Genomic DNA, 16,701 nt, shown 5'->3' on the forward strand with positions numbered 1-16,701 from the left:
GCCGTAGGGGACCTCACTCCTGCAACAGCACCACACCCGACTCCCCGGGCACGTGCACCACCCCGTCCGCCCCGGGCGTCTCCACCGGCTCCCACGCGGCCAGCACGCGCGCGTGCTGGACGCCGAGCGACAGCGCGGCCGGTTCCGGCGCCAGGTTCACCGCCACGAGGACGTCCCCGCGCCGGAAGGCGATCCAGCGGCGCTGCTCGTCGTAGGCGACCTTGGTGTCGGCGAGGTCGGGATCGGTCAGGTCGGGCTGCTCGTGGCGCAGGGCGAGGAGCCGCCGGTACCAGGCCAGCACGCGCGCGTGGGGCTCGCGTTCCGGCTCGGACCAGTCGAGGCAGGAGCGGTCGCGGGTCGCCGGGTCCTGCGGGTCGGGCACGTCCTCCTCCTTCCAGCCGTGCGCGGCGAACTCCCGCCGCCTGCCCCGCCGTACCGCGTCCGCCAGCTCGGGGTCGGTGTGGTCGGTGAAGAACTGCCAGGGCGTGCCGGCCGCCCACTCCTCGCCCATGAAGAGCATCGGTGTGAAGGGCGCCGTCAGGGTCAGCGTGGCCGCGCAGGCCAGCAGCCCGGGGGAGACCAGGGACGAAAGGCGGTCCCCCTGGGCGCGGTTGCCCACCTGGTCGTGGGTCTGGCTGTAGCCGAGCAGCCGGTGCCCGGCCACCCGCGTACGGTCCAGGGGGCGGCCGTGGTGCCGCTCCCGGAAGCTGGAGTACGTCCCGTCGTGGAAGTAGCCGCCGGTCAGGGTCTTGGCGAGCCCGGCGAGGGGAGCGCGCGCGAAGTCGGCGTAGTAGCCCTGCGACTCGCCGGTCAGCGTGGTGTGCAGGGCGTGGTGGAAGTCGTCGTTCCACTGCGCGTGCAGCCCGAGCCCGCCCTTGTCCCGGGAGGTGATGAGCCGCGGGTCGTTCAGGTCCGTCTCGGCGACCAGGAACAGCGGCCGGTCCACCTCGGCGGCCAGGGCGTCCACGGCCGTCGACAGCTCCTCCAGGAAGTGGAGCGCGCGCGTGTCCACCAGCGCGTGCACCGCGTCCAGGCGCAGCCCGTCGATCCGGTAGTCGCGCAGCCACGCCAGCGCGCTGCCGATGAGAAACGCGCGCACCTCGTCCGAGCCGGGCGCGTCCAGGTTGACCGCGGCGCCCCAGGGCGTGTGATGCCGGTCCGTGAGATACGGCCCGAAGACGGGCAGGTAGTTGCCGGACGGACCGAAGTGGTTGTGCACCACGTCGAGCACCACGCCCAGGCCGAGTTCGTGGGCCCGGTCGACGAAGCGTTTCAGCGCCTCGGGCCCGCCGTACGGCTCGTGGACGGCCCACAGCGAGACGCCCTCGTACCCCCAGCCGTGCGTGCCCGGGAAGGGGCACAGCGGCATCAGCTGCACGTGCGTGACGCCCAGTTCGGCGAGATGGCCGAGCCGCTCGGCGGCCGCGTCCAGGGTGCCCTCGCGGGTGTACGTCCCGACGTGCATCTCGTACAGCACCGCGCCGGGCAGCGGCCGCCCCCGCCACCGGGCGCGCCACTCGTACCGCTCGTGGTCGACGACCGCGCTCAGCCCGTCCGGGCCGTCCGGCTGCCGGCGCGAGCACGGATCGGGCCGTACGGGACCGTCGTCCAGCGCGAAGCCGTACCGGGACCCGTCGCGCGCGTCCGCCTCGCCCCGCCACCATCCCGCCCGCTCCGGATCGCGCTCCAACGCGCGCGTGACGCCGTCGCACTGGAGCGTCACACGGCCTGCCTGCGGTGCCCACACCTCGAACTGCACGGACGGTTCCCCTTCGTCTGCTCACCGTGATGTAGCCCGTCCATGGTGCGTCAAACGCGATCAATCCGCTGGTGCATCCACCCATTTGCGGCGGGTCTCGGCGGATGCGGGCGCGGGGCGGCCGTTTTCCCGTTTTCTGGACAGCCCGGCCGCACTGCCCGACAATCACGATCGTGACGTCGTCCTTCGAGTTCAACACGTACCCCGCGCGGCTCTCCGACGTGGAGCGCGACAGGGCGCTGAAGGTGCTCCGTGACGGCGTCGCCATGGGCCGCCTCTCCCATGACACGTTCATCCGCCGCATGGAACTGGCGCTCTCCGCCCGCCGCGCGGACGAGCTCGCCGTGCTCACCGCCGACCTGCCCACGGAGAGCCGGTTCTCCCGCCTGGTGTTCGGCACCGTCGAGGCGGTCTCCGGGTTCACCGTACGGCTGCGCAGAGCCTGGCAGGCCGAGAAACTGCCCAAGCTGCTGCTGCCCCACCCGGCGCACGGCCATCCGCTGCGCATAGGCCGCGACCCCGCCAGCGGACTGCGCCTCAACCACGAGACCGTCTCCCGCGTCCACGCCGAACTCCGTCACCAGGGCGGCATGTGGGTGCTGCGGGACCTCGGCTCCACCAACGGCACGACGGTGAACGGACGGCGCGTGGTCGGCGCGGCCGTCGTCCGCGAGGGCGACCAGGTGGGCTTCGGGCGGATGTCGTTCCGGCTGTCGGCCGACTGACCGGAAACAGAGCCGTGCCTTAGCTCTGGCCTTGGATTTACCGGCTGTCGATCCGCGGGGAGTGGCTCAAAACCCGTTGCTCCCGGCGGTGTTGACGTACCCCCGAAGTCGTGACTGACTGTGTGTACGCCATGTACAGCTGGTGAAGCGACGGCACCGCATTGGGGAGGTGTGCCCTGCCGCCCCTCCCGCGCTACCCGACCGTCGACGAACTGGGCGCCCGGGCCGCCGCCCTCGTCGCCCGCCACCCGCGTGAGGCCCGGCTGCGCAGGATCGGCACGTCCCGCGCGGGCACGCCCATGTGGCTGCTCTCCGTCGGGCACGGCAGCCGCCAGGCCCTCGTCGTCGCCGGCCCCCACGCCAACGAACCCGTGGGCGGAGCCACCGTGCTGCGCCTGGCCGAGCGGGCGCTGGCCGACCCGCGGCTCACCGAGGGCGCCGACGCCACCTGGAACCTGCTGCTGTGCCTCGACCCGGACGGGCTGCGCCGCAACGAGGGCTGGCTCACCGGCCCTTACACCCTCGGCCGGTACTTCCGGAGCTTCTTCCGGCCCGGCTTCCTGGAACAGCCCGAATGGCTGCCCGACGGCGCGGCCGGCGCGGCCCTGCCGGAGACCCGCGCCCTGCTCGGCGTCCAGGACGAACTGCGGCCGTTCCTCCAGTGCTCCCTGCACGGCGTGGACGTCGGCGGCGGCTTCGTCGAGCTCACGGACGATCTGCCCGGGCTCGCCCAGCGTGTCGCGCACACCGCGGCCCGGCTCGGCATCCCCCGCGAGCTGGGCGCCTACGACGCCCTGTACTGGCCCGGCCTCGGGCCCGCCGTCTACCGGATACCGCCGCCGCGCCGGGCCGACCTGGCCGCGGCCATAACGGAGGCCGCCGTCGAGTCGACGTGGTTCCATCCGCACCGGCACGGCACGCTCACCGCGGTCGTCGAGGCGCCCATGTGGGGCGTGGCGGCCGTCTCGGACGGCTCCCCGCCCGCCGACCGGGACGCGGTGCTGCGGGCCGTGAGCCGCACCCTGCGCCACGACACGGGGCTCCTGCGGCACCTCCTGGCCCGCATCCGGCCGCACCTCGCCGCCGTGCCCGACACGGCGCGCCTGCTCGCCCCGGTCGACGACTATTTACTGGTCTGCCCCGGCCTCGCCGACGCCTGGGACCCCGACACCGGCGACGGCGCGGCGCACCCCCTGCCGCCCCTGAGCACCGCCCACCTCGCCGCCCTGCGCATCTCCGGGCGACGGCTGGCCCTGCGCACCGCCGGTCTCCTGCACCAGCTCGTGCGGGCCGCCGGGCACGACCCGGCCGGGGCCCTGCCGGAGCTGGACCGGCTGATCGACGAGTGGTGCGCCGACTACCGCGACGGCTGCGGGGCGCGCTGGATCCCGGTGGCACGCCAGGCGGAGTACCAGGCGCGCGTCGTGCTCTCCGCCTTCGAACTGGCCGCGCGGCCCACGGGCGCGGGCTCCGGCTCGGGCGGACCGGGGTGGGAGTCCGGGGCGGCGGTGCCGATGCAGCGGGAGTGACGGCGCGGCCGAGACCGAAGTGTGCGGCACCAACCGGCACAGCACTGGCGGCGCCGGGGCGACCCGCTGGGCGCGGCCGCCGGCGAGGCTCTGCGGCGGCGACCGCCATGCCGCAGCCGGGCGCTGGCCGGCTGCCGGCCGCGCACGCTCCGGGAGGCTGATGCCGGACGCGCCCGACCCGGCCCGCGTTCGCCCCGGCCCGCGTTCGCCCCGGCCGTCGGCTCGGCCCGGCCACCAGGGACCCCCGGGGATCCGGGCGCGCAGGCGCCTACGACGCCCCCTCGCGCGCGTGCAGCGCCGCGGCCACCACCGTGCGGGACTGGTGCTCGACCTGGTGCTCCAACGGCACCCAACGGGCGCGGAAACGTTCCGCGAAGGCGTCGCTCCAGGTCGCCACGAGCTCCTCCAGCTGCTCGGCCGCCCGGTCGTCGGTCCCGCGCAGCACCCGCCGCAGCATGGCCGCCGCCCGCAGCGGCACGCGGCGCGCGAACGCGTCCACACTCCCGACGTATGCCCTGGTGCCGTCTGCGGGCGGCGTGCTCACCAGGTCGTCGGCCAGCCCCGGCACCAGCTCCAGCCCCCACCGCGCGGCCCGCAGCAACGGCCCGTCCAGGTCCGCCAGCCGGGGCAGCGCGGCGTCGAGCACCCGCGTCACCTCCAGCGCGTCCCGTTGCAGCCGGCGCGCGAGCCGTCCGAGGGCCGCCGCCGGAGCCGGATGCGGGGCAGGGTCGTCCACCAGGTCGCTCGCCCACATCGGCACCTCGACCACGGCGGTCAGACCGCCGTACCGGTGGGCGTGGTACCAGGTGCTGTGCCGCGCGTCGTCCGGCAGGCTCGGATAAGCCGGTCCTGCCTCCGGCGCGGGCATGACGTGCACCCCCGGCCCGGACGCGGGCCAGCCCGCGGCGTCCGAGGCGCCGGTCTCCACCGGGATGTGCAGCTCGGCCGCGGACTTGGCGAACGGCTCGGCCAGCCCGGGCACGTCCTTCGTCAACTGCACCCAGCTGCCGCCCAGGTCCGTGCCGTGCAGGGTCACCTGGAGGTAGGGGCGCAGCTCGTCGATGACGCCGGTCAGGGCCCGGGTCTCGGGCGGCAGCCGGTCGGGCGGCAGCACGGACGGCGCCCACTCCGGCTGCTCCGGGCCCGCGGGGCGGAAGAAGCCGAGGTGGTAGTCGAACAGGCTGCGCGGCGCCGGCGTCACATGCAGGCTCGCCCCGTCGGGGTCCGCGCACAGCAGGAAGTGCCAGGAGATGCCGTCGCGTAACTCCGGCTCCACCAGCACCCGTCGGGCGAGCGCGAGCAGCGTGCAGGAGCCGGTCGGCTCGTTGGCGTGGGCGCCGGCCACCACCAGCACGGCATGGCGGGCGCGGCCGACCGACAGCAGGTGCAAAGGTCTGCCCGCGCGCGAGAGACCCACCTGCCGCAGGGTGCACACCCCGGGTCGGTGAGCGGCCAACGCCCGGGCAGCAGAGACCTGTTCGGCCACCGTCGGGTAGCGCAGCTCCGGCAGGACACTCACCCCCGTCACATCCGCCCGAGTTCGCAATCGCAGTACCCCACGGCCATGGTGCGGTGTCAAGGGCGCGGCCGGGGAGGCTCCAGGGGGCGCCCGGAAGCACTGCCGGGCGGGTGCGGGGCGGGACGTCCTGGCCGGTGTGCCGACTCCGCCGCCGGTGTGGCGTCACCGGCGCGGTGTCACTGCTGGTGCAGCCCGCGTCCGGCCAGGGACAGGAACACCTCGCCGACCGCCTCCGAGAGGGCGGGGTGCGGATGGACGTGCCGGGCGACGTCGGACGGCTCCGCGTCCGGCAATCCGCCTGCCGGCCTGCGGGGCTCGCGTGTCGCCGGCTGCAAATCGGCTCCGCCTCAGTCGCCCACCCGCTCCAGCAACGCCACCGGCCGCCGTGCGAACAGTTCCGCCACGCGCGCGTGCCCCGTGAACTCCCGCCCCGGTTCCAGTACGTCCGCCCAGCGCCCCGGCGGCAGCGGCAGGCGGGTGTCCTGCCAGCCGCCCGCCTCCGCGAGCCGGAGCGACAGCCGGGTCACGGCCGTCACCACCGCACCGGAGCGGGCGAACGACAGGCAGTGGGCCGCCGCCGGTCCCTGCGCCGGCAGCGGCATGTACGTGGCCGTGTCACCGAAGGCGTCGGGGCGCCGTGCCCGCAGCCCCAGCGCCGCCCGCGTCACCGCGATCTTCTCCCCGAACGTCCCGCCGGACTCCTCGGGCGGGAAGCCCACCGCCCGCCGGTTGTCGGGGTCGACCAGCGCCCGGGACTCGGCCTCCGTGCCCTGGTAGACGTCCGGCACGCCCGGCATCGTGAGCTGGACCAGGGTCGTGCCCAGCACGTTCGCCCGGATGTGCGGCTCGAGAGAGTCCCGGAACGCGGCGACCCGCTCACTCGGCACCCCGCACGGCCCGGCCGCCACGAACCGCGCCACCGCCTCCTCGTACGGCGGCTCCTGCTCGGTCCAGCTGGTGTACAGCCCCGCCTCGCGCACATGCTTCAGCAGCGCCCCCTGCACCCGCTCCAGGACCCCCGGCGCCGGGCCCAGCCCGAACACCGTCTGCCAGGCCGCCCAGGCCAGTTGCGCGTCCGGTACGCCCTCGCCGGTGCGGGTCACCTCGGCGAGGACGTCGGCCCAGCGGTCCGGGCACTCGGTGAGCACGTGCAGCGCCGCCCGGACGTCGGCACTGCGCTTGGTGTCGTGCGTCGAGGCCACCGTCCCGGTCACCGGCCAGTCGCGCTGCACGCGCGCGCAGTACGCGTGGAACTCCTCCGGCGACAGCGCGGGACGGCCCGGATTCCCGCCCACCTCGGTCGCCGACAGCAGCGGCACGTACCGGTAGAACGCCGTGTCCTCCACGGACTTCGCCCGCAGCGCCGACGAGGTCTGCGCGAACCGCGTCCGGAACTCCACCTGTGCGGGCCCGTCGCCGTACCGCCCCAGCACGAGGTCCCGCACGACGTCCACCGCACCGGCCTCCTCGGGCACGGTGAAGGCGAGCCGGGCCTCGGCGGCGGCCTCCTCGGTGACCACGGACGCCGCGTCGACGGACTCGTACGGCCGGTAGACCTCCATCCGGACCAGCAGCTCCTGGAGCGCGGTGCGCAGCGCCCAGGGCGCGCGGTCGCGCAGCGCCGGCTCCGGCGAGGTGGCGCACAGCCGGGCCGCCACCCGCACCAGCCGGTCGGTCTCGGTGGCCAGCTCGTGCGTGAGGACCTTGTACGCCGCCCGCCGCACCGTCGCCTCCCACTGCCCGCCCCGGTCCGTCTGCGGCGCCGCGAACCGCCGGTACCGGCCCAGGAGGTCCCCGAACCCGGCCGGGTCCGTGAAGAGCCCGTCCACGTGCCGCAGGGCGTCGTAGCCGGTGGTGCCCGCGACGGGCCAGGCGGCCGGCAGGTGCTCACCGTCGGCGAGGATCTTCTCCACGACCGTCCAGCGGCCCCCGGTCGCCTCATGCAGCCGCCGGAGGTAGTCGTCGGGGTCGGCGAGCCCGTCCGGGTGATCGACGCGCAGCCCGTCGATCACCCCCTCGTGGAGCAGCTGGAGGATCTTGTCGTGGGTGGCCTCGAACACCTCGGGGTCCTCCACCCGCACCCCGATGAGCTCCGAGATGCTGAAGAACCGCCGGTAGTTGAGCTCCGTCCGGGCCAGCCGCCACCACACCGGGCGGTACCACTGCGCGTCCAGCAGGTGCGGCAGCGGCAGGTCCTCGGTGCCCTCGCGCAGCGGGAAGACATGGTCGTAGTAGCGCAGCACGTCAGCGTCGACGCGCAGCTCGCCGAGCACCTCGCCCAGCGGCCCGCCGAGCACCGGCAGCAGCACCTGACCGTCCTGGGCCTCCCAGTCGATGTCGAACCAGCGCGCGTACGGCGACTTCGGGCCCTCGCGGAGCACCTCCCACAGGGCGCGGTTGTGGCGCGGGGCCATGGCCATGTGGTTCGGGACGATGTCTACCACCAGGCCGAGCCCGTGCTCGCGCGCCGTGCGCGCCAGCGCCCGCAGTCCCTCCTCGCCGCCCAGTTCCTCGCGCACGCGCGCGTGGTCGACGACGTCGTAGCCGTGCATCGAGCCCGGCACGGCTTCCAGGACGGGGGACAGATGCAGGTGCGAGACGCCGAGCGAGGCCAGGTACGGCACGATGGCCGCCGCGGCCCCGAACGGGAACTCGGGCTGCAGTTGCAGCCGGTACGTGGCCGTGGGCACCACCGGGTCAGGTCGCTCAGGTGTCATGCAGACCTACGTACCCGCCCCGCCGCCGTTCGTGTCATCGTCCGGCCAGGTGCCTCGCGCGTCGCCCGGACGAGTGGCTCTTTCCGGGCGACGCGGCGACGGCGTGGACGAGGGCGTCCGTACGGGCCGCCGGGGCCGCTACACGGGCCGCTGGAGCACCGTCATGCTCCGGTCGGCCAGGGTCAGCCGGTCCCCGGCCTGCACCTTCGGGCCCGTCCCCGGCGGCACACCGTCCGCGCGGGCCGTGTCGACCACCACCTGCCACTGCCGCCCGTGGTTGACCGGAACCAGGAACTCCAGCGGCTTGGGCGAGGCGTTGAACATCAGCAGGAACGAGTCGTCGGTGATGCGCTCCCCGCGCGGGCCCGGCTCCGAGATCGCGTTGCCGTTGAGGAACACCGTCAGCGCCGAGGCCCGAGCCGAGTCCCAGTCCCGCTGGGTCATCTCCCGGCCCTCGGGGGTGAACCAGGCGATGTCGGACAGGTCGTCGTGCGTGCCCTCCACGGGCCGGCCGTGGAAGAAACGCCGGCGGCGGAGGACCGGGTGGTCCCGGCGCAGCCACACCATCGCGCGCGTGAAGGCCAGCAGCTCCTTGCTCAGGCCCCCCTCGGCGCCCTCTCCCTCGGCGGGCCACTCGACCCAGGCCAGTTCGTTGTCCTGGCAGTAGGCGTTGTTGTTGCCGTGCTGGGTGCGGGCGAACTCGTCCCCGTGGCTGATCATGGGCACGCCCTGGGACAGCATCAGCGTCGCGATGAAGTTGCGCATCTGCCGCGCCCGCAGCCGCAGCACGTCCGGGTCGTCCGTCTCGCCCTCGGCGCCGCAGTTCCAGGACCGGTTGTGGCTCTCGCCGTCCCGGTTGTCCTCGCCGTTGGCATCGTTGCGCTTGTCGTTGTACGACACCAGGTCGTGCAGCGTGAAGCCGTCGTGGCAGGTCACGAAGTTGATGGAGGCCAGCGGGCGCCGCCCGTCGTCCTGGTACAGGTCGGACGAGCCGGTCAGCCGCGAGGCGAACTCCGCGAGTGTGCGCTGCTCGCCCCGCCACAGGTCCCGCACGGTGTCCCGGTACTTGCCGTTCCACTCGGTCCACAGCGGCGGGAAATTGCCCACCTGGTAGCCGCCCTCGCCCACGTCCCACGGCTCGGCGATCAGCTTGACCTGCGAGACCACGGGGTCCTGCTGCACCAGGTCGAAGAACGACGACAGCCGGTCCACCTCGTGGAACTGCCGGGCGAGCGTCGCCGCCAGGTCGAAGCGGAACCCGTCGACGTGCATCTCCGTGACCCAGTACCGCAGCGAGTCCATGATCAGCTGGAGCACGTGCGGGGACCGCATGAGCAGGGAGTTCCCGGTCCCTGTCGTGTCCATGTAGTAGCGGGGGTCGTCCGTCAGCCGGTAGTAGCGAGAATTGTCCAGGCCCTTGAAGGACAGGGTCGGGCCCAGGTGGTTTCCCTCGGCGGTGTGGTTGTAGACCACGTCGAGGATCACCTCGATCCCGGCCTCGTGCAGCGCCTTCACCGCCGACTTGAACTCCAGCACCTGCTGGCCGCGGTCGCCCCAGGAGGCGTAGGCGTTGTGCGGGGCGAAGAAGCCGATCGTGTTGTAGCCCCAGTAGTTGTTCAGGCCCATGTCGACCAGGCGGTGATCGTTCACGAACTGGTGTACGGGCATCAGCTCCAGGGCCGTGACGCCGAGCTCGGTGAGGTGCTCGATGATCGCCGGGTGGGCGAGGGCCGCGTAGGTGCCGCGCAGCTCCTCCGGCAGGCCCGGGTGCCGCATGGTGAGGCCCTTGACGTGGGCCTCGTAGATCACCGTGTGGTGGTACTCGGTGCGCGGCAGACGGTCGTCGCCCCAGTCGAAGTACGGGTTGACCACGACCGACGTCATCGTGTGCGGCGCCGAGTCGAGATCATTGCGACGGTCGGGATCGTCGAAATGGTAGCCGTAGACCTCCTCGCCCCAGCTGATCGAACCGCTGATCGCACGCGCGTACGGGTCGAGCAGCAGTTTCGCGGAGTTGCAGCGCACCCCGCGCTCCGGGGCGTACGGGCCGTGCACCCGGAACCCGTACCGCTGCCCCGGCATGATGCCCGGCAGGTACGCGTGCCGTACGAACGCGTCGCTCTCCCGGAGCTCGATCGCCGTCTCCGAGCCGTCGTCGTGCAGCAGACACAGCTCTACTCGGTCCGCGGCCTCCGTGAAGACCGCGAAGTTCGTGCCGGCGCCGTCGTACGTGGCACCGAGTGGATATGCCTCTCCAGGCCAGACCTGCATGGATACGACTCTTTCAGGTGAGCGGCGCCGGTGGGGACGCCTTGGCCTCGAGTCTCCTCGAAAGTGAGGGAACCTCCTATGACTTATGTCCCTCTTACCGAGTGACCAGTGCATACGCGTTATGCCGAACCAGTGGGGCAAGTGATACTCCCGGGGTGTTTGGGGGAGTAGGGGAAAGATGTGACACGGGGACCGGCTCGGGGCGGTCCGTCCGGCGGGGAGCCGGGTCGGACCGCACCGGCCGTGATCCACCGGCCGTGATCCACCGGCCGTGATCCACCGGCCGTGATCCACCGGCCGAGCGGCCGGCGACGAGACGGGGCGGGTCGAGAAGACCGACCGCTATGAATCCGCTCACTCCGGCCGAGCCCGCCCGGCGGATCGGGCACGGGCAGCCGCACGGTTGAGAACTACCCTGCCCATCCGGCTGCACCGCCGACCGCTCCCGGAGTACCCTTCCTTGATCGTTGGGTGGGACCAGGCCCTTCGGGAGTGCTCGGGGGAGCGGAAGGCGGTGCGCGGGTGGGCTCGGGAGGGCTGGAGCTGCCCCCTGGTGACGAAGGTCACGAGGGGAACTCCGCAGACGTCCCGACCGGTGCCGTGTCCCTGGCGCGGCCGATGGACGCGACGGGCTCGATCGGTCCGGAGCTGGACTGGGACGCCGACGCCTGGCGCGAGGTGCGCACCCGCGCGCAGCGGGCCGGCCGGGCCTACATCTGGCTGAACCTCGTCGAGCAGCGGCTGCGCGCGGTCGTCGCCGCCGTCCTGCGCCCCGTCTACGAACCCGTCCACGGCGAGGACTGGGTGGTGGCCGCCGCCGGCCCCGCCGGGCAGGAGTGGGTGAAGCGCGCGGTCGCCGTACGCGAGGTCAGCCGCCGCAAGGGCTACCTCCTCGACCCGGCCGACGACAACGTCCTGTCCTTCCTCACACTGCCGCAGCTCCGCGAGCTGATGGTGCAGCACTGGCCCTGCTTCGAGCCCTACTTCGACGACCGCCGGGACGTCGAGCTCGCCCTGGACGAGCTGGAGGTCACCCGGAACGTCGTCTCCCGCAACCGGGCCCTGTCCGAGGCCGTCCTGAACCAGGCCGAGCGCGCCTCCGCCCGGCTGCTGGAGATGCTCGGTGCGGGCGGTGACGTGCCCTCCGCGCGCCGGCTGCCCATCGACGCGGTCGAGGACCTGGTCGGCGACCGGTACGCCGACGTGGTCGCCGTCCACCCGGACCGGGTGCGGCTGATGCGCCAGTTCCCGGCCGAGGACATCTTCGGCGGTGCCCGCCGCCTCGACGCCATCGGCATCGGCCTCAACCTGCTCGTGCAGAACTTCTCCGGCCGCCGCCTGGTCCGGCTGGCCGAGTCCGGCTGCCGGGTGCGGCTGCTGTTCCTGAACCCGGCCTCCAGCGCGGTCAAGCGGCGCGAGCGCGAACTGGGCATCAAGCGCGGCGAGCTCAGCCGGGCCGTCGAGATGAACATCCTGCACATGCGCCGGGTGCGGGCCCGGCTGCGCGACCCGGGGGCCTTCGAGATCCAGGTCTTCGACGAGACGCCCCGCTTCACGGCGTACCTGGTCGACGGCGACGGCGCGGACGGCATCGCGGTCGTGCAGAACTATCTGCGCCGGACCCGCGGCATGGAGGCACCGGTGTTCGTGCTGCGCAACAGCGGCAAGGTGGTCAAGTCGGGCGAGATCGACGAAAGCGGCCTCTTCCCCACCTATCGCGAGGAGTTCGAGGTGATGTGGGCGGATTCGCGGCCCGTGTCGTGAACCGTGCCCCGCTGTGCGGTGGTTGTGGTGGTTCGCCCGGCCGCGGCGGGGGCTGAGCGGAGCGCGGTCCTCTGATTGTCAGTGGTGCATGGGAGGGTGGAGACCACTGGGGGAACGCACCATAGAAGGGGGGCCGCCCATGGGCTGGCACCGGGAGCTGCTGATCGGCTTCGACCTGGAGACGACGGGCACGGATCCGCGCGAGGCGCGCATCGTCACGGCAGCCGTGATCGAGGTCAAGGGCGGGGAGCCGATGGGGCGCCGGGAGTGGCTGGCCGACCCGGGGGTGCCGATCCCCGAGGACGCGGTGGCGGTGCACGGCATCAGCAACGAGCGGGCGGCGGCCGAGGGCAGACCGGCCGACCGGGTGGCCGACGCCCTCGCCGACGTCCTCACGTCCTACTGGAAGACGGGCGTGCCGGTCGTCGCCTACAACGCCGCCTTCGACCTGACCCTGCTCTCCGCCGAGCTGCGCCGCTACGGACTGCCGTCCCTGCGCGAGCGCCTGGGCGGTGTGGACCCCGCCCCGGTCATCGACCCGTACACCATCGACCGCTGGGTCGACCGCTACCGCCGCGGCAAGCGCAACCTCGAAGCGGTCTGCGCCGAGTACGGCGTCGTCCTCGACTCCGCCCACGACGCCATGGCCGACGCCCTCGCGGCGGCCCGCCTGGCCGGCGCGATAGCCGCCCGCCACCCCAAGATCGCCTCCCTCGGCCCGGCCGACCTCCACCGCCGCCAGATCGAGTGGTACGCGGAGTGGGCGGCGGACTTCCAGAACTTCCTGCGCGGCAAGGGCGACACGACGGCCCTGGTGGACGGGGCATGGCCGTTGCGGGAGCCGGCGGACGCATAAGCCCCGCCCACCCGTTGGGAAATCCCGGAGCTCCCCTCCGTCACACCGGCGCGGGCGTCGCGATGCGTTCGACGCGGGGCTTGGCCAGCCGCTCGTAGTCGGAGCCCGAGATAAGGAGCGAGCGGTCGAGCCGGGCCGCGTTGAAGTACAGCTTCGGCAGGGCCACGACGTCCGGGTCGGCGACCAGTTCCAGGGCGGGATCGAAGCTGAACGGCAGGACCGTGCCGGGCACGGCGCGGGCCAGCCGTTCGGCGGTCCCGGGGTCGCTGAAGCCCACGTAGCGGGCGGCGAAGAGGGCCCTGACGGCGTCCAGGTCCACCCGCCGGTCCCCGGGGACGACCGCGAGGACGTGACGTGTGGTGCGGCGGTCCACCTTGACCCGCAGCACGATGCACTTCGCGGCCTCGCCGGCCGGATGCCCGCGCAACGCGCAGACGGCTTCGGTGGCGCCTTCGGGATCGTGGTCGATGAGGCGGTAATCGACGCAGGCCGAGTCGAGCAGGGAGATCAGGTGGCCGTAGGTGTCGTGCCGGCCGGTGTCGTGCGGGCCGATGTCGTGCGGGCCGATGTCGTGCGGGCCGGTGTCGCGGTGGGTGCCGTCGGGCATGCCGAGTCCTTGTCGGGGGAGTGGGACGAGGGAGGCAGGAGGCCGGGTGCGCTTCGGTGCGCGCGCTCCACCGCCTGCCCCCAATACGTACCGGCCACCATCAGTGCTGCCCCGAGGCCGGTGAGGGGCGTCAGGTGTTCGCCGCCCAGGGCTGTGCCCACCGCGACGGCCCAGACCGGCTCGGTGCCCAGCAGCAGGCTGGCCCGGCTGGCGGAGGTGCGCTGCACGGCCCAGGTCTGGGCCAGGAAGGCGAACACACTGCAGAACAGGGCGAGATAGACGAGCTGGGCCCAGGTCGCCGGATCCGTGCGGACCAGGGTCGGCAGGTCGTGGGCGGCGACCGGCAGGAACAGGGCCGTGCCGACGAGGGTCTGCACCGTCGTCAGATGCAGGGGCCGAACGGCCCGCCCGGTCGTGAAGCGGCCGACCAGCGCGACATGCACGGCCCGGATCAGCGCGGCGCCGAGCATCAGCAGGTCGCCGAGGCGTGGCGCGTGGAAGCCGTTGCCGGACATCAGCAGCCCGACGGCCAGGACGCACACGCCGGTCGCGGCGAAGAAGGAGACAGGCAGCGCGCCGCGGTGGCCGCCGCGGTCGAGGAACGGGGTCAGGACGATGGTCAGACTGATGATGAGCCCGGCGTTGGCGGCACTGGTGTGCGCGACGCCGTACGTCTCCACGACCAGGACCGCGGCCTGGGTCAGCCCCAGGGGCACCCCGGCCCGCAACTCGTCCCGTGTCCACCGGCGCGACCCGCGATCCCGGGTGGCGACGACGCCGAGGCAGGCGAGCGCGGAGAGGGCGTAGCGGGCGAACAGCACCAGCAGGACGGGGAGCGCGGCAGTGGCCGTCTGGGCGGACAGGTAACTGGAACCCCAGACGAGCGCGACAAGGAGGAGTACCGCATCGGTACGGCGGACATCGGACACCCGCCTACGGTGCACCGGAGCCATCGTGAAGCCCAGTACCAGTCTCTAAAACGATCATTCAGCAGTCCTACATCGTCCCTACACTGAGGCGATGGACGAACGTCAGCTCCGGATCCTGCGGGAACTCGGCGAACTGGGCAGCGTCACGGCGGTCGCCGAGGCGCTGCTGGTGACGCCGTCGGCGATCTCCCAGCAGCTACGGCTGCTCCAGCGCGCGATCCCCGTGCCGCTCACCGAGCGCCAGGGGCGACGGCTGGTGCTCACCGACGCCGGGCAGGCGCTGGCGGGCGCGGCCGTGGAGGTGGAGACGGCGCTGGCACGCGCACGGCACACCGTCGAGGAGTTCGTCGGACGGCCTGACGGCGAGGTGTCGGTGGCGGCCTTCCACAGCGCGGGCGCCGCGTTCTTCCCGCCGCTGCTGCGCGCGCTGGCCGGTCCGGGCAAGCCGGTGCCGAGGCTGGCCGACGAGGACGTGCCGCAGGAGGACTTCCCCCGGCTCACCCGGGAGTACGACGTCGTCCTGGCCCACCGGCTGGACCACGCCCCGCCCTGGCCGGACACGGTGGCCACGACGACGCTGCTGCGCGAGCCGCTGGACGTGGCCATGCCCGCCGGCCACCACCTGGCCGCCAAGCGCCGCGTCACCCCGCGCGACGTGGCCGACGAGCCGTGGATCACCGTGCACGAAGGGTTCCCGGTCCTGGCGACCATCGAGGCCATCGCCGCGGCGGCGGGCCGCAGGCTCCATCTCGCCCATCGCATCAACGAGTTCTCGGTGGTCGCCGAGGCCGTGGCCGCCGGGGGCGGTATCGCCCTGATGCCGCGCTGGACCATGCGCCCGCATCCGGCGCTCGTGCTCCGCCCGCTCAGCGGAGTGCGGGCGCGACGCCACATCGACGCCCTGTACCGCCCCGAGCGCACGGCCCGCACAGCGGTCCGCACGGTCCTCACGGAGCTGCGCCGGGCCGCCCGAAGCATCCAGGGCGGAGAACCGTAGGCGCTCAGAACGGATACCACCGCACCGTCTCGTCCCCCTCCCGCAGCGAGGCCACCCGCCGCCGGAACTCCGCCAACGCCTTGGGATTGCTCGGCGCATGCTGAGCGACCCACGCACAACTGGCCGTCTCGCGTGCCCCGCGCAGCACACCGCACCCCTCCCACGCGCGTACGTCCCAGCCGTACGTCTCAGTAAAGGACTCGTACGCCTCGTCCGGCAGCCCGTACCGGTCGTGGGAGAGCGCCATCACCACCAGGTCGTGCTCGCGCAGATCGGCCGAGACCGTCTCCAGGTCGACCAGCACCGGCCCGTCCGGCCCGACGTGCACATTGCGCGGCAGCGCGTCCCCGTGGATCGGCCCCGGCGGCAGATGCGGCGTCAGCGCCGCCGCCTCCGCCGCGAACCCGTCCCGCCGCTCCCGCAGATACGCCGCGTCCGCGGGATCGATCGCGTCCCCGGCGAGCCGCAGCCAGCGTTCCACACCGCCCAGCAGATCGCGGGGCGGCAGATCGAGGGCGGGCGCGGGCAGGGCGTGCACGAGCCGTAGCAGTTCGGCCAAATCCCGCGGCTCGGCGGGCCGTACGGCTTCAGGCAGCCGGTGCCACACCGTCACCGGGTGCCCGTCGATCAGCAAGGGCTCGGGTTCGGCCGCCCGTACCGCCGGAACACCCGCCTCCGCGAGCCACAGCGCGATGTCCAGTTCGCGTCGCGCCCGGTCGAGGAGTTCGGCGTCGCGGCCCACCTTGACGACCAGGTCACCGGCGGCGAACACCGCGTTCTCGCCCAGCGCGAGCAGCCGTGCCTCCCGGGCCGCGCCGGGCAGCACTCCCGCCACGGCCAGTACGTCCCGGGCCCGTGCCTCGTCCATCGTCCGCCTCCGTCGTCACGTTCTCCGCCGTCGTCCACGTCTTCCGCCGTCGGGTTCCGGCCATCTGCCGGTCAGTGTCGCATCGGCACAGGTGGGGCGGCATGCGCGGTGCCTTGACGAGGCAGACCGCCTTCACGACCATGACGTGGCCAGCCGAGCC

Annotated in this window: 12 protein-coding genes; 5 read left to right on the forward strand and 7 right to left on the reverse strand. The window is 73.3% G+C overall.

Annotated features, from left to right (window positions below; translation table 11 throughout):
• Positions 1-13: 13 nt before the first annotated feature.
• Positions 14-1,759, reverse strand: coding sequence for a malto-oligosyltrehalose trehalohydrolase (gene treZ, locus CP976_RS33690; RefSeq protein ID WP_150483694.1), 1,746 nt, complete (start codon positions 1,757-1,759; stop codon positions 14-16).
• 173 nt (positions 1,760-1,932) lie between these two features.
• Between treZ and CP976_RS33695 the strand changes: the two genes are divergently transcribed.
• Positions 1,933-2,484 carry a DUF1707 and FHA domain-containing protein gene (locus CP976_RS33695; RefSeq protein ID WP_086854025.1) on the forward strand — a complete coding sequence of 184 codons (552 nt, stop codon included), beginning with the start codon at positions 1,933-1,935 and terminating at the stop codon, positions 2,482-2,484.
• A gap of 161 nt (positions 2,485-2,645) precedes the next feature.
• Positions 2,646-4,013: a M14 family zinc carboxypeptidase gene (locus CP976_RS33700; protein ID WP_150483695.1), complete on the forward strand. Its 1,368-nt coding sequence runs from the start codon at positions 2,646-2,648 to the stop codon at positions 4,011-4,013.
• A 268-nt stretch (positions 4,014-4,281) separates the two neighbouring features.
• On the opposite strand, the gene CP976_RS33705 is transcribed toward CP976_RS33700, so the two are convergent.
• From CP976_RS33705 to glgX, 3 genes are all read right to left on the reverse strand, one after another.
• Positions 4,282-5,532, reverse strand: coding sequence for a M14 family zinc carboxypeptidase (locus CP976_RS33705; protein WP_150483696.1), 1,251 nt, complete (start codon positions 5,530-5,532; stop codon positions 4,282-4,284).
• A 347-nt stretch (positions 5,533-5,879) separates the two neighbouring features.
• Complete coding sequence (gene treY / locus CP976_RS33710; RefSeq protein WP_150483697.1) at positions 5,880-8,249, reverse strand: malto-oligosyltrehalose synthase; 2,370 nt, start codon at positions 8,247-8,249, stop codon at positions 5,880-5,882.
• Positions 8,250-8,387: 138 nt separating this feature from the next.
• Positions 8,388-10,520, reverse strand: a complete 2,133-nt coding sequence (gene glgX / locus CP976_RS33715) for a glycogen debranching protein GlgX (RefSeq protein ID WP_150483698.1) — start codon at positions 10,518-10,520, stop codon at positions 8,388-8,390.
• Positions 10,521-11,042: 522 nt separating this feature from the next.
• On the opposite strand from glgX, the gene CP976_RS33720 reads away from it, so the two are divergent.
• Positions 11,043-12,284: an SAV2148 family HEPN domain-containing protein gene (locus CP976_RS33720; protein WP_150483699.1), complete on the forward strand. Its 1,242-nt coding sequence runs from the start codon at positions 11,043-11,045 to the stop codon at positions 12,282-12,284.
• Positions 12,285-12,423: 139 nt separating this feature from the next.
• Entirely contained in the window at positions 12,424-13,140 is a 717-nt protein-coding gene (locus CP976_RS33725) for a 3'-5' exonuclease (RefSeq protein WP_150483700.1), read from the forward strand.
• A gap of 40 nt (positions 13,141-13,180) precedes the next feature.
• On the opposite strand, the gene CP976_RS33730 is transcribed toward CP976_RS33725, so the two are convergent.
• Together CP976_RS33730 and CP976_RS33735 are read right to left on the reverse strand one after the other, a co-directional pair.
• The gene (locus tag CP976_RS33730; protein WP_150483701.1) at positions 13,181-13,747 is read right to left on the reverse strand and encodes a YbaK/EbsC family protein; all 567 of its coding nucleotides are present in this window, start codon (positions 13,745-13,747) and stop codon (positions 13,181-13,183) included.
• A complete protein-coding gene (locus CP976_RS33735) occupies positions 13,648-14,676 on the reverse strand; it encodes a DMT family transporter (protein WP_150483702.1) in 1,029 nt (342 codons plus the stop codon). The genes CP976_RS33730 and CP976_RS33735 overlap by 100 nt, the downstream gene beginning before the upstream one ends.
• A 91-nt stretch (positions 14,677-14,767) precedes the next feature.
• Between CP976_RS33735 and CP976_RS33740 the strand changes: the two genes are divergently transcribed.
• Complete coding sequence (locus tag CP976_RS33740) at positions 14,768-15,673, forward strand: LysR family transcriptional regulator (protein ID WP_150483703.1); 906 nt, start codon at positions 14,768-14,770, stop codon at positions 15,671-15,673.
• A 4-nt stretch (positions 15,674-15,677) separates the two neighbouring features.
• Here CP976_RS33740 and CP976_RS33745 read toward each other — a convergent pair whose 3' ends face one another.
• Positions 15,678-16,541 carry a phosphotransferase enzyme family protein gene (locus tag CP976_RS33745; protein WP_150483704.1) on the reverse strand — a complete coding sequence of 288 codons (864 nt, stop codon included), beginning with the start codon at positions 16,539-16,541 and terminating at the stop codon, positions 15,678-15,680.
• Positions 16,542-16,701 lie beyond the last annotated feature (160 nt).

This window comes from Streptomyces coeruleorubidus (assembly GCF_008705135.1).
GTDB classification, from domain to species: domain Bacteria; phylum Actinomycetota; class Actinomycetes; order Streptomycetales; family Streptomycetaceae; genus Streptomyces; species Streptomyces coeruleofuscus.

Bases quoted from the DNA above. Each gene is read 5' to 3' on its own strand.
- treY (WP_150483697.1), bottom strand. From the start codon at position 8,249: ATGACACCTGAGCGACCTGACCCGGTGGTGCCCACGGCCACGTACCGG.
- CP976_RS33725 (WP_150483700.1), top strand. From the start codon at position 12,424: ATGGGCTGGCACCGGGAGCTGCTGATCGGCTTCGACCTGGAGACGACG.
- CP976_RS33740 (WP_150483703.1), top strand. From the start codon at position 14,768: ATGGACGAACGTCAGCTCCGGATCCTGCGGGAACTCGGCGAACTGGGC.
- CP976_RS33730 (WP_150483701.1), bottom strand. From the start codon at position 13,747: ATGCCCGACGGCACCCACCGCGACACCGGCCCGCACGACATCGGCCCG.
- glgX (WP_150483698.1), bottom strand. From the start codon at position 10,520: ATGCAGGTCTGGCCTGGAGAGGCATATCCACTCGGTGCCACGTACGAC.
- CP976_RS33745 (WP_150483704.1), bottom strand. From the start codon at position 16,541: ATGGACGAGGCACGGGCCCGGGACGTACTGGCCGTGGCGGGAGTGCTG.